This is a genomic window from Desulfobacterium sp. N47 (assembly GCF_051233685.1).
Classification (GTDB): domain Bacteria; phylum Desulfobacterota; class Desulfobacteria; order Desulfobacterales; family RPRI01; genus RPRI01.
Window position 1 is genome coordinate 1 of sequence record NZ_JBAMMY010000328.1, and the last position, 12,631, is coordinate 12,631.

Sequence of the window (12,631 nt, forward strand, 5' to 3'; positions counted from 1 at the left end):
TTCCGGCTAATTTCTCCGCCTGATGCCGGAAACACTTTCTCAAAGTCGTTTTTGTTCCGGTTTCATTATGGTTAAATTCCCGGTTGAGATGCTTTTCGTATTCCGCAAAGTATCGTTTCATAGCATCGCGGTTGAAATAAATGCCTTCACCGGAAGGATTAGCGTGAAAATCATCGGGGCAAAATACCTTGTTGTTGATAAGATTTAATGTGAAACGGTCGGCCACGGGTTTTCCGGAGTATGCTGTTCTGTTCAGTCAGGTAACGGTTTGCCATATAGTTTCCGCAATAATTTAATCAGAACTCAGTAATTTCCTTCAAGAATCCATGAAGGTGAATAAGTACCCTTGCTTCGGTCATAATCATACAGATGAATCCGGCCGCATGCGTTTAATCGCCATCCTATCAAATAAGCAAGCCCCAGCGGAATGGCTGAAAAAATATGAATGTCGGTAACATCATATTTACTTTTTGCATCAAGAATAGCTTTTCTGATTTCTCCAGCCATAGCTGCTGCAATCTGACCGTGTGGAATATTATAAGGAATTTTGCCACCAGTTGGTGAACAATTAAGAAAAGCACGGAAACCAATATCTACCCCTGATAGCCTTCCCGTGACATTGCCGACTTCCTGGGTAATTGAAATGATGACTGCTATATTTTGATTGCCGAGGTCTCCTGAAGTACAGTTGCAGTTCAAATAGGAAGTTTCATTCTCATCTGTCGAAGTACTCCAAATTTGGTCGAACTGATGGACATCCAATATAAACCCGGCTTCCTTCCTAAAAATATATCCGAATGCAATTCCGACTTGAGGTTGAGCTTTTGAAATAATTTCCAGATTTGTTCTGCTGCTTTTTACGAGGGTATTTTTGATATCCGCCAGAGCAGGACAAACATAATCAGCCCATGAGTTTTGCGAAAGAAGGCTGTCCGGCAGATGTAGAGCAGACCAGTCCAGGTTCAACATTGGTTTAGCATCATCTGGAGTAGGAGAATAAGTCATTACTGCTATCCGTACTCTTTTTTCCTGGCTTTGTCCTAGTACAATACTCAAAAGATTTCTTCTCAACTTTTGAGATATTTCTTCCATCAGAGGTTTACCCGGTTCAATAACTATACCGTTGAATCTTGAAATATTACCATCGATAACCCCCTTGAGAGCAGCATTCACTTTATCAATTGATTCATTGAATATAGGAACAATCGAAAATTTATTATCACTTTTAAACTTTTGATAAGCTTCTTTAAGCTCAATGTCTTTTATAAAATCAGATACTATACTGTTAGAAGTTGCATAAAAAACAAGCGCCGCGCAATCTTCCCGTATTGCGGTTCTTATTTGGTCTTCCGTCAAACCAACATCCAGGGAATTAATATCCTGCCATACCGGAATTCCTGCCACTTGCAATATGCTTACAATTTCTTTGACTTCATGCAAATCTTCACGGCTGTAGCTAATAAATACGGGCTTTATTTTCGAATTCATAGTAATTCTATCCTTGACTGAGAGCTAAGGCATATGCATTCCAGTCTATGGCAGGAACTGTTCCAAGAGATTGAAGCTTCTGTAACAACCGGAACAGGAAATAAGTCAACGCCTGATTCGTTGGGCCAAATTCAAAGGCGCCATTAAATATATCGAAGCAACTTCCGGAAATAGCAACGCCGCAATCCAGTTTTCTATCATCTGTTAATGTCTTATAGCCTTTAATAAAAGAGGCATTGATAAAGCCATTTTCCCATTCAATTCCGCTTGCCACAATCCCTGCAACTATTGGAAATAATTTCTTAGGAGGGAATTCTCCTCCGGCATGCGCTATAGGCACACTTGTTCGCTTTAGTTTTCTTACCGATTCTGCTTTTTTACCTGCATATTCAATGGAACTCTTGTTAATTTTGGGTTTCACCTCGAAAACAGCATAAATCGCTTCTGAAGGTATGTATCGATGACTCTTTTGATCTAAAAGGGTAGGCGTATATTGGATATCATATATAATCACATCTATCTGATCGCTGGTATTGCCTGTACTGTCAATGACGATGCCGGTGTCGACAGCATATCGCCTTGGTAAATATTTTCTTAGAACTTCAATGAAACAGCTTTCATTAACCGTACCCATAGTAGCATCATGTGATATGCTTTGGCTCGAATGTTCCAGTGCCGCCCGTAATAATTTTTGTTCAGAAGCAAATGCTTCCTGCAAAAATTTTTTGCCATCTTTTTTTGATTTGTTTTTGGCTTTGTTCAAACTTTCTCCATTAGATCTTTTTAAGTATTTTCTGGCTGTTCACCGGATTCTGAAACCAATAATAATCCGGATAAGCAAAATCTCTTGAATCGTTTATGTCCCATATCAGCATTTTTCGTAACTGCTGCATTGTCTCACTTATATCCGCTGGATATCGGCTTGTCAGATTTGAGATCTCTTCTTTCAGGGGGTTCTCTTCATAAACGACATCACCCGACTGCTGAAGTGATAGAAACCGTTGCTTCGGGTCAGCCAAATAGACGAGCTTGTTTATGGTTATGTGGCAGGAGCCCAGGCCTAAAGGCTTGGCGTTGCCGATTTTGTGTCTTAGGGGACCGCTTAATTTAAGCTTTTCGTCGCCAATCACAGATTGACATTCCTCTTCAAGCACCAAGGCATACATAAGGAGTTCAAGCTCATCCTGGGTTAAATTGGAAAAGTGCACTTCAAAGTCAAAATGGTGGCTGGGTAGCAGGGCTTTGATATCCCAAGCATGGGGCTTTAGCTTTTCCGGTACGTTCGGTACAGAATCTGTTCTGAGCGGCTGGTGAAAATAGTATTTTCGGGATTTTCCATCAAGCTGACCCGTTTTGGGGGACCGGTAAAATGGCTCATGCCGGGTTCCGCAGCTTGAAAGCAAAATTTGAAAATTTTTTGTCTCAGGCGTGTCTTCACGTATCAGGGCATCTCCGACACTTACGTTTCCTGTATGCACCCTTGCATTTGATCTCATGCCGAACATCCTGCAAGCAATACAAAGATTACTTGCATTATTACATGCAGCAAGGGATTTATTGTATTGGCCTTTAGAATCGGTAATATTGCAGCCACCACCTATAACCTCAGAGAGAGAGCGCAACATCCCTTTCAAAGAGCTTCCTGGGATCACGGGTTTGCCATTGCGGGTGAGAAACGCCTGTTGATTTAACTGATTTTTTCCAACAAACAATGGGGTCAAATTTTCCAGAGTGCATGAGATAATGCCGCTTTTCCCTCTAAACTTCTCATGGGTTTGCGGTGGTCTTCTTTCGATTTTTTCCCTTACCGGAATCATCCTGTATGGATTCCAGAATTTTTCATCTATCGGCATATGTTTCTCCCGGTATTTCCTTAAGGCTTTGATAACGGCTGTAATGAGTAATCTCTGATTCATCAAGCCAGTTTTCCACCACAAGAGCCACCCGTCCCCTTGAATATTTTACCCCTTTAACAGGATAAACAAACCGTTGCGGAACCTGTTGTTCAATCCACTCCGGCTTTTTATCTGAACGAACACCCCAGAGTATTAATTCTTCAGGCTTATTTACAAGGCCACTCATTTCATGAGAATGATCGTCAAGGCCGTCAGGTGGCGCTTCTGTCCCGAGATAGACGACGCGTATTTGACCGTCCACACAACGCCATTTAAGTTCACCACCGGTCCAAAAAATCCTGCCCTGATCTGTTTCTTTTAGAAAGGGTTCATCCAGTTTAAATTTGGCAAAAACCGTTTCAGCAGGAGAGAAAGCCATCATCAAAGCATCTTCAGGAAACCGGCATTGGCTTATAAACGAAACAAAGTCTTGGATATTAAAATTCTTTGAATGAAGAAATGGCATTTAGCTCCTCCCTGCAATGTATTCTTCGATATTCTTAGGCCATTTTACAGCTTCAATATATTTCACCAAATCCTTCACAGCCGGATCAAGGCTCTCTTTCCATGAGTCGGTCAGGTTGTATATATAACGCAAACCCTCGCTTCTGGGCACAGGAAGTTGAGAGGCATCATCCACCGTTTCAGGGAAAAAATCATATGCCTTGGAATCCTCTTTTGATGCAAGAGTTGAAAGGCCCTTTAATGAATTAATATTCCGATTGTAATAGGTTATCTCAAAATTTGTTATTTTCGCATGAAATGAGCCCAGTCCACGGCTTTTACCAAAACCAACGCGGACAAGACCCTGTTCCATATCCCGAAGCACCAGCCCGATAAGCCCAAGCTGCCACCTTTCAAAGTTCCTTATCTCCAGCGTTGTTTTAAATTCTCCACGGGTCAGTACTTCCATGTTATATTTTGCGCCACCGGCTGTTCCACCGGTCAGTCTGTCAATGGCAACACCATCCCTAATTTCAAAAACAGGTCGCCCATTTTGCCGGAACTCGTCGGTAAGATATGCATCTGATGTAGCAAACCTTCCGATAAAACTCTGCGAACCGAATAACCTGCATGCCGGGCAGGATAGACTGTATATATCCGGGGAAGAAATTGGCTTCACCTTTTTTTTATAGTTTTCAAAATATAATCCGCATGAGGCTTGGCGTTTTTCCCCCTCTTTTTCTTTTTTAGGCTCAAGATAGGGCAAGCAAACCGGAACAGGCATATCTCTTAAGCTGCGGCAGATTTTTTCAGCATACGATCTGATCATTCCCTTTAATGAGCTTCCGGGAATAAATGGTTCATCTTTTCCATCAAACCGGTACGTCCTGACAAATACCATATCCGCACCACCAACAGTAGACATTCCGGATTTGATGAGCAACGGGTCATTGGGATGTATTTCAATATCAATCTTAGCGTTGTTAATCATTTTTTTCAGCATTTTCTTATCCCTCCTTAACCTGCAATGCCGAGCGCAGGTTGTCATCCAGCAGTGATCCGGCTTCCGTCATCTGTTTTGTAAGTAAATAAGCTTTTAACTGATCAAAATTTGTATAATCTACATATTCAACTTTTTTATCCACAAATCGAGCCCGCCCAAGTCCACGAGAAGTAAATCCTCCTAAACGAAAACCGTTTTCCCATTCCGATAGGACAGCAGCTACAATAGCCAAATCTTTGTCGTCCGGGTTTTCAAGTTCAATGTTTATTTTAAATACAGTACCGGCTGAGGCCACTTCAAAATCATATTTCGCACCTGGCCTCGCAGTTTCCGTATCTCTGTCGATACAAACGCCGTCTCTTATCTGAATGCGTTGATCCCATTTAATAAGTGTACCGTCGCTGAAAAAAATACGTGATGCCTGTAAAGGTGAGCCAAAAAGACGGCAAATATCACAGGTTTTTTCGTTTAACCAGTTGATTTTTACATCTTCCGTCTTTAATTCCTGGAATTCATTTAGTTTAGTTTTTCTAAAATTCTCATCGCTGACACAATTCTTTCCAGATAGACTCGAATCAAGAAGACAGGCTTCAAATCCCAAGTGGTCGGAAAGCCGCTCTGCAAAAGCCCGGAAATTTCCTTTTAAAGTTGATCCGGGCAATATGGGACTTCCGTCCGCCTCACGTAAAATTCCCATATTGGTGGCTAACTCTCCTTCTTTACCGGATCCAATATGAAAAGCAGTGTCAAAGATAAGATTGCCGGAAATTTTTATCTTTCGGTTAAACATGTTGTGTTTGCTCATGATACTGCCCCCTGTTTGGTTATATAAAAATAATGGCTGTTAAAGTGTTCAAAATAGATTGCTATCGAATGATTTAAGACTTCATCCACAATCGCTTTATTGGCCTTCCTGATTTTCTTTTGCTCTATTTTATCATGCGACATCGTTTCTTCCGTAAGCAAATTGTGTGCTTTGAGTTCATTTTGAATAATTTGCCTAAGAGAAAATTCAGAGCCAGGTTGTGCTAATATGATATTATTTAGAAATTCCCAAAATGCCTTGTTTTCCGGCTTAGTATCTTTACCTTTCTGATTTTCTATAAGGTCTTTTAAGCCGGAAAAACCTCTTGCCTGAATTGCAGGAGGGATGGCATTGAGTTGCGCGTTTTTGATGGGCTTATTATCTTTGAGGAAAAGTTCCACGGCATTGCATGCGTTTTGACGTATAGTCTCATCCAAAAATAATCTAAAGCCCTCGGATTCTATGTACTCATCTGCAGGCATAGATGGAGATGGATTATCCATAATCAAATCGCCTCCTTTACTCGTTGCTTGAGGTCGTTCAGCAGCTTTACGAATATAAGTATCGCGGTCATTAATCAATTGATCTGCGTCTTCGAGATTGTTTGCTATGAGTGCTGCAATATTCTCATAGGCGTATTTCAACCCTCCCGGATTATGCTTCTCTTCAAATACAGGCATTTTTTCGTCAAAACTAAAATATGGTATATATGGCAACTTGGTATTCATCAGCATATCGATTTGTTTTTGAACCAAATCCTCCAGTGATGTGTTACTTTGTACTGGCAACCAGCGACCGTAAATATCATTTAATTGACTCGCAAACCGATTTATCCAATATTTGGCTGTCTCATATTCACTATTGAAATCAAACCTGCTTGCTACAGGTATCGAAGCTAACCCTTGTCGATCTATTGTCCAATTTTTCTGAACATCGTAAGCTTTTTTTGCAACTTTTATAATGCCATTAAATGATTGGTCAGAAGCAATAAAGAAAAGGACAAGTATGTCGGGCAGCTGAATAGTACAAACTCCTCCGATATCTGTGATACCTGTTCTGCTATCGATAAAGATGAAGTCGAATTTTCTTTTAAATTCATTCCTTAAATATTCTATTAGCTCCCCTCCATTGCTTTGTTCATAAAAAGATTGAATATCCAGATTGCGAACCTTTTTAAAATAATTTTCATCTCGCTCCCCGGCTGTTAATAAATACAGTTTGTTAGAGGTATTGGGTAATGAAATCTCTGATATTATTTTTTCCAAATGAAATATTAAATCTTCTTCATCATGAAGGATATGTGGTTGGTAAGTCATACCGGAGCGCTTTCTAATGATATTTGAAATACAATTAATTAAGTTTGCTTGGGTTGCTTGCCTTAAGACTTTGCTATATTTTTTTTCGAATTCATTAAGAAGGTCTATTATTCCTTTTTTTTCTTGAATTGATTTGAAATGAGGACACAGTTTAAAAAAATATTCCAGCCCCGGCGCCTCTAAATCCCAATCTATCATTAAAACTTTATATCCCCATTCTGTTAGAAGGACAGCGATGTTGGTCAGCGCCATACTTCTTCCCGTACCCCCTTTATAAGAGTAGAATGTAATTATTTGACCCATATATTAATCCAGTATCGGCTGTGTAATTTTTTGTTGATATAATGGTGGCAAAATATCATCCACAGGAAGATTTATCCATTCCGTATTTAACCAGTTAGGATTCCAGGGATTATTGTTATTCACATATAAAATTGATTTAGCAACAGCTTTGGCCCAGTTATTCATTTTTCTTCCTAATTCTAAAAAGGCATTACTTTTTAGAAAAGCTTCTATCCCACATTCCGGTATTCGATAATCTGTGCAATCATAAAATTCAATATCTGTTATTATTTTTTTGAAATGTTCGCCATCATGTATCGCGAAAGGAATTATTATTCCTTTAGGATTGTTAATGGTTTGAAGCCCTAATTGAATTTGCCTGTGATGCATAATGACGAACTCTTTTCGACAATTGTACGAGTTAAGATACTGATAAGAAACTATTGGGATCAAGCATTTTGATTTTGAAAGTGCGTTTAGTATTCTATTATTCCAATTATCACCACCAGTTATTCCATCCTTATCCAAAAATATTGTGACCTTTTCTTGAAATATAGCTACTTCTTCATTTAATGATTCTTCAAAAATAGGTAAAAATACTTCTTTTACCCATTTTTTATATGTGCTACGATAGCTTATAAAGACATCATACTCATACCCCATGTTTCATACCCCTGACATAATTACTTTAAGCCTGATTTCCCTCATTTTTCCCCATGAGAGCCCTTTTATAACAATAGTGTGCCACAACCTGCTTACACCACTTTCTGACCAAGATCATTTTTATGGTTAATATAGTTGCAGTCTCGATTCGGGCATATTTAAGAATGGTCTGACGTGTTTTTTCCGATTCATCGTATTTCTTTTCTTCATCATTCTTATTTAATGCCTTTAATTCATATCCGATTAATTTTTCTAAAATATCACGAAACCTTTTTTCATCGGCAAATGGCAACAGTGCCATGTTTTTAATTTTTGAAATAATAGTTTCAGATATGCCTTCAATCTCCAGATCGGTCAATGACCGACCAGTTATCCTAAATAAATTTTTCATCGATTCGACTTTGGCTTCAATTTGATCCAGTTGCCCTAATAAGAAAGATCCGACTTGTGACCACTTGTTTTGTCTATCTTTCCCAATTTGATTTTTGATGTAATTAATAACCTCAGAAAATCGAGTTGTTGAAGTGATCAATGTTTCGAGACTTCTTACCTGTGAAGGACTCAACTCAACTCGTGCCATTTCATTTCCGGCAGCGACCGACTGTTGATAAAAATTTTCAAGAAACATATCAATTTGTTGCAGTATTTCTGGATCAATACCATTACGTTTTACTTCCATCAAACCACCTCCTCTTGAATATGCAACGGATCGCATACTGAAATCCGACCAAAACCTTCTTCGCGTCGGAGACCAATTCCCTTCATTACTATGGTACTCAAAACTTGTTTAAGACCATCCACATCACTTCCAATATATTTGAACAGAAATACACTGCCCATAGAAAGGCCGATGTCATCCGGTTTTGGAAGCCCCCATGCCGCCTGCCATCCGCGAATTATCTGCGGCTTGGTAATTTTTAATACAGGCTGTATATTATCAAATGGCAAATTTATCTCGGAAGATGGCCGCAAAAATTGATCAACCAGAATTGTATCTGATTCAAGTGTTACACTGAAATAAAGTCCGACAGACAAATCCTCTGGAATTTTATCATGCACTATGTCCTTTAGTTTGCCCTTGAATTTACTGCCCCATGCAACAATATCCGGAAAAGGTGTCTCAGCTTCGTCTGGTTCAATGGATAACTCAATTTCTCCCTGGCCTCGTGTCCGGAATGCACCGACAAAGACAGGCCCTCTGGCAAGCGAATTAAGCATCTCAAATTGTTCGTCATCTATATATATGCTGCCGGAAAGCCACTGCTGAATATATTTCCCTGTCTCGGAGGCTTTGCGAAAATCGGCCATAGCTTGAGTGATAAAAAAAATTGAGGAAGCAATTGTACCAGTGGTTCTGTCAATACCTGTATGTCGTTGAAAAAGGATTGATGTTTGAATTTCTTTAGGCGAATCGATATCGCCATTCCAGAAACCGCTGAATGCTTTCACATCATTCCTGCATTCTACAACCGGACAGAATGTTTCATTATTAGTCCTTATCTGATTTCTTTGTGCAAATTTATAAATCAAGGTATCTGAAACACCATGTTTGCCTTCTTGCCTGAATCCAGGGACTCGTTTACAGGAAGCACTCGTTAGTGGTAACACCTTGGAATTTCCGGCTTCACTGTCTACCGGGAGTAAATTACCAAAATTTACAGAATGATTGATAAACAGCGATTTAAAAACATTGTCGTCAGGGTTGCCGCCATCACGTATATGTTTAGCGGCTAATGCTCCCCGCAGGCTAGCGCCAGGAAGATAAGGTAAACTAAATGACATGTCGGATTGGCGATTTTGCCTGATGGCTAAAGGCGACATTAGTTTTGCTCTGATTTGGTAGCGTTTCATGCCTTTGCCTCCATGTACATAGTTGAATCCAAATATTCAAAAATTGTATCCATAAGAATTGGCTTCTCATTGAACTTAATAGAATCAAACACAATCTCCGTTTTTCCGCATCCGGTGCTTTTATCTCCACCAAGATGTACGATATTCAAAATGCCTGCAATCAGTAGGCAATATTCAAAAGGTGGGTCTGTCTCTACAATGCTGACTAAATTTTCATGATGCCCCTCAATGGTTGTTTTAAAAACCATTGGTGCTGCGTATTCTGTGGAAAAAAGGTGCTTGTCCTTGGCGGTTCCCAATTTTCGGTATTTACATATTCGGGCCTGAGTCTTTCGGAAATTGTATAGAGGATCATTTTCAAGGCGTGCGTCTCTGAAAAAAAGCTGTCCCCCTTCGAATTTGTTTCCAAAAATTCTGTCGATGGGTGATTGCAAATCAACGGTAGGCCTAAAATTATCTTGGATCGTTAGATCGGTTTGATGCGGATCAGAAGGTTCCGGGAATCCAAGGGTTCTGGAAAGTTTTTCACAGCTCTCCCTGATAACCCCTTTTAATGTGCTGCCAGGTATGAACGGCCTACCCCGTGAATCTTTATTTATCAGACGATCAAGGATTAGACTCCCTTCGCCTGATCCGATATGCCATTTGGATGTCATATTGATTGTCAGATTTAATATAATGTGGTGCATTTCTTGATTCCTAATCATCATAAAGAGTTAATTTATTCTCTTGCAAAAACCCGCGAGCTCTATCAAATCTACAAGTACTGTGGAATCGTCCTTAATCTCATTTTTCCATGGCATATGCGTAAAGCAGTCAAAACTATCCAGCGCTTTACCAACAGCTTCTCTTGAATCGCCCGCTCTGGTATATAAGTTTAGAAACTCGATTGTACCATAAACCTTTCCCATGGTTGGCGCATTCCCCAGGCGATTCAAGCGTGTTCCAGGAATATTGCTATTTTTTAAATTTTCAGCATGCTCCAGCAAGGTTTCGGCATCTTCAAGTGAATAGGGCCTTTGATACAGCTTAATAAATCTGCCATCAGTTCCATGAATTTTCATATGAGCAGTTCGGCTTTCCTTTACACTGACTTGGTTAAAGTTCGTGGAAATATGATAGTCTATATAACTTGGAGCGTAATATATTCCGGCATTTTTATCCTGCGATCCTTTTTTCTTCGCCGTGTGAAGCAGCTCCTCTGCCTGCTCCAGCATTATGGAAAAAGGAGTATGGCTTTTTCCGTATGCAATTCCCAATGAAATCGTCAATCCCTTGCCCTCAAGCAACTCAGGGAAAAAAGGGGAATTCGCGAAAACCCTTTTTGTTTCTTCATTAAACTTTTTGGCTAATTTTATAGCAAAAGGGAAAGCACTTTCTGCAGTTAAATAAACAAGCAAATCATCACCTCCCAAAAGTAGAACTTCAGCAGGCAAGATTGTTGGCCTCTCTTTCACACTTTCAAAGAATGTTTCGTAAATCGCTTCATAACAAGCTTTTCGTATGGAATCTTCAACTGTTTTTGAAAAAAATTGGTACTGTGTTTTATCCTTGATCTGTTTGATAATTTTTCCCATTACATTGCCATCAGCGTAGATAAGAGCTGTATACCCATTACGGACACTGCATTGTTCGCCGATTTGTTCAAAGGTATCCGGTCGTTCCACTACCACATGCTTTTTTTGCAGGAATTTCGAGAGATCATCCCATAAGTACTCCCGTGCATTGCGATTATATTTCAATTTAAGGTAACACTCATTGCATAACAATCGCTGCTTGTTCTGCTCTACAGTAATATAGCCAGCCATTTTTGAACAGCTATTACATTCACGAATGAAGCCTGTATGTAGTTGCGAGGTTGGAACGAATGGTTTTTCTTCCCTTTGGGATTCTGATTCAAGATGAGCTCTTTCCATTGCTTCCTGATAATTACTGCCATCATATTCAGCCTTCCCCCAAATCAATCTTATTCCGCCACCGGTTTTATTGATAAAAATGCCTTCCAAGTCTCTTAGATATTTTCCAAGCTTTTCTTCATCGGATTTGATAATGAACTGTGCGCTTCCGCCGCCGGTAAAAACTGTATCGACTTCTATTATGTCGGTGCATTTTTTAAGAAAATCTTCTATCTCATGCCGGATTAAATTGTCCAGCAATGAACTTGCGCCTCTGATTTCCATCAATCGGTCGGTACCAAAGACGTATTTCTTGATACTTGGAATTCCCATAACAATAAGGTATGTTTTTTCTTTCATAAAAAAAGACTCCATCTATTTGCAATTGCAATAGCTTGTCTAAATTATTTCAAAATCCATTATTTCAGCTTCAAGTAGCGCATACAATGTTTCTGTAATCACCTGCGGACTTAATCCTACAACTGATAGAAGTATATTTTTCATTTCAAAATTTCTATTTTTTTGGCAAACGACAAATACCAAAAACAAAAAATATTAAATTTCAAACAACTTGTGAAATGAACATAAATCTTAATATCTTGCTATCATTTAATTGTTCAGCCATAACAGCCTCCTTCCTCTAAACACATGTTCATTTCAATACACAATCTCCATCTTTCCCTTATCCATCAAAATCCCGTATTTTACCCCCGGTCTTTGTCCGATCGGTGCAATTTCGATATCTTTTAAGGCATATGGTCCGAATTTATTCAGCAGATTAGGAGTTGTCACAAAATAACGTTTACAATTTATCTGTTGATCGATATGGCATTATTGTATAATTCCAATCTTGAGCAAGGTTCCGAACGCTTTTGCAAGTCCATCGAAGCGGCGACTCTGGGTCTCCTGCTGTTTCTGGTTCTATCAAACTTTCAAGATCACTGCAAAGGGTCGAATCGTTATATACGGTACGCTTACGTCCTCCGCCA

Annotated in this window: 13 protein-coding genes and 1 pseudogene; all 14 read right to left on the bottom strand. The window is 39.5% G+C overall.

The window, feature by feature from the left end; translation table 11 throughout:
• Positions 1-226, bottom strand: a 226-nt coding sequence (locus VXK47_RS20835; RefSeq protein ID WP_435550712.1) for a CRISPR-associated endonuclease Cas1, incomplete at its 3' end; no start/stop codon positions are given.
• Positions 227-303: 77 nt separating this feature from the next.
• The gene (locus VXK47_RS20840; RefSeq protein ID WP_435550713.1) at positions 304-1,488 is read right to left on the bottom strand and encodes an SAVED domain-containing protein; all 1,185 of its coding nucleotides are present in this window, start codon (positions 1,486-1,488) and stop codon (positions 304-306) included.
• A gap of 7 nt (positions 1,489-1,495) precedes the next feature.
• Positions 1,496-2,251, bottom strand: a complete 756-nt coding sequence (locus VXK47_RS20845) for a DUF6602 domain-containing protein (RefSeq protein ID WP_435550714.1) — start codon at positions 2,249-2,251, stop codon at positions 1,496-1,498.
• A 10-nt stretch (positions 2,252-2,261) separates the two neighbouring features.
• Positions 2,262-3,341, bottom strand: coding sequence for an RAMP superfamily CRISPR-associated protein (locus tag VXK47_RS20850; RefSeq protein ID WP_435550715.1), 1,080 nt, complete (start codon positions 3,339-3,341; stop codon positions 2,262-2,264).
• On the bottom strand, positions 3,328-3,849 hold the full coding sequence (csx19, locus tag VXK47_RS20855) for a type III-D CRISPR-associated protein Csx19 (protein WP_435550716.1): 522 nt from the start codon (positions 3,847-3,849) through the stop codon (positions 3,328-3,330). The genes VXK47_RS20850 and csx19 overlap by 14 nt, the downstream gene beginning before the upstream one ends.
• Positions 3,850-4,830, bottom strand: a complete 981-nt coding sequence (locus tag VXK47_RS20860) for an RAMP superfamily CRISPR-associated protein (protein WP_435550717.1) — start codon at positions 4,828-4,830, stop codon at positions 3,850-3,852.
• A 4-nt stretch (positions 4,831-4,834) separates the two neighbouring features.
• Complete coding sequence (csx7, locus tag VXK47_RS20865; RefSeq protein ID WP_435550718.1) at positions 4,835-5,635, bottom strand: type III CRISPR-associated RAMP protein Csx7; 801 nt, start codon at positions 5,633-5,635, stop codon at positions 4,835-4,837.
• A complete protein-coding gene (locus VXK47_RS20870; RefSeq protein WP_435550719.1) occupies positions 5,632-7,254 on the bottom strand; it encodes a KGGVGR-motif variant AAA ATPase in 1,623 nt (540 codons plus the stop codon). The genes csx7 and VXK47_RS20870 overlap by 4 nt, the downstream gene beginning before the upstream one ends.
• Before the next feature lie 3 nt (positions 7,255-7,257).
• Complete coding sequence (locus VXK47_RS20875; protein WP_435550720.1) at positions 7,258-7,896, bottom strand: TIR domain-containing protein; 639 nt, start codon at positions 7,894-7,896, stop codon at positions 7,258-7,260.
• A gap of 25 nt (positions 7,897-7,921) precedes the next feature.
• Complete coding sequence (locus tag VXK47_RS20880; protein ID WP_435550721.1) at positions 7,922-8,575, bottom strand: hypothetical protein; 654 nt, start codon at positions 8,573-8,575, stop codon at positions 7,922-7,924.
• Positions 8,575-9,747, bottom strand: a complete 1,173-nt coding sequence (locus VXK47_RS20885; protein ID WP_435550722.1) for an RAMP superfamily CRISPR-associated protein — start codon at positions 9,745-9,747, stop codon at positions 8,575-8,577. Before VXK47_RS20885 ends, VXK47_RS20880 begins: the two co-directional genes overlap by 1 nt.
• A complete protein-coding gene (locus VXK47_RS20890) occupies positions 9,744-10,436 on the bottom strand; it encodes an RAMP superfamily CRISPR-associated protein (protein ID WP_435550723.1) in 693 nt (230 codons plus the stop codon). The genes VXK47_RS20885 and VXK47_RS20890 overlap by 4 nt, the downstream gene beginning before the upstream one ends.
• A gap of 27 nt (positions 10,437-10,463) precedes the next feature.
• Entirely contained in the window at positions 10,464-12,002 is a 1,539-nt protein-coding gene (locus VXK47_RS20895) for a Cas10/Cmr2 second palm domain-containing protein (RefSeq protein WP_435550724.1), read from the bottom strand.
• 487 nt (positions 12,003-12,489) lie between these two features.
• Positions 12,490-12,631, bottom strand: a pseudogene (locus tag VXK47_RS20900) (ISAzo13-like element transposase-related protein); the annotation flags it as partial.

Bases quoted from the DNA above. Each gene is read 5' to 3' on its own strand.
- VXK47_RS20895 (WP_435550724.1), bottom strand. From the start codon at position 12,002: ATGAAAGAAAAAACATACCTTATTGTTATGGGAATTCCAAGTATCAAG.
- VXK47_RS20870 (WP_435550719.1), bottom strand. From the start codon at position 7,254: ATGGGTCAAATAATTACATTCTACTCTTATAAAGGGGGTACGGGAAGA.
- VXK47_RS20850 (WP_435550715.1), bottom strand. From the start codon at position 3,341: ATGCCGATAGATGAAAAATTCTGGAATCCATACAGGATGATTCCGGTA.
- VXK47_RS20890 (WP_435550723.1), bottom strand. From the start codon at position 10,436: ATGCACCACATTATATTAAATCTGACAATCAATATGACATCCAAATGG.
- VXK47_RS20860 (WP_435550717.1), bottom strand. From the start codon at position 4,830: ATGCTGAAAAAAATGATTAACAACGCTAAGATTGATATTGAAATACAT.
- csx7 (WP_435550718.1), bottom strand. From the start codon at position 5,635: ATGAGCAAACACAACATGTTTAACCGAAAGATAAAAATTTCCGGCAAT.
- VXK47_RS20880 (WP_435550721.1), bottom strand. From the start codon at position 8,575: ATGGAAGTAAAACGTAATGGTATTGATCCAGAAATACTGCAACAAATT.
- VXK47_RS20885 (WP_435550722.1), bottom strand. From the start codon at position 9,747: ATGAAACGCTACCAAATCAGAGCAAAACTAATGTCGCCTTTAGCCATC.
- VXK47_RS20875 (WP_435550720.1), bottom strand. From the start codon at position 7,896: ATGGGGTATGAGTATGATGTCTTTATAAGCTATCGTAGCACATATAAA.
- csx19 (WP_435550716.1), bottom strand. From the start codon at position 3,849: ATGCCATTTCTTCATTCAAAGAATTTTAATATCCAAGACTTTGTTTCG.
- VXK47_RS20840 (WP_435550713.1), bottom strand. From the start codon at position 1,488: ATGAATTCGAAAATAAAGCCCGTATTTATTAGCTACAGCCGTGAAGAT.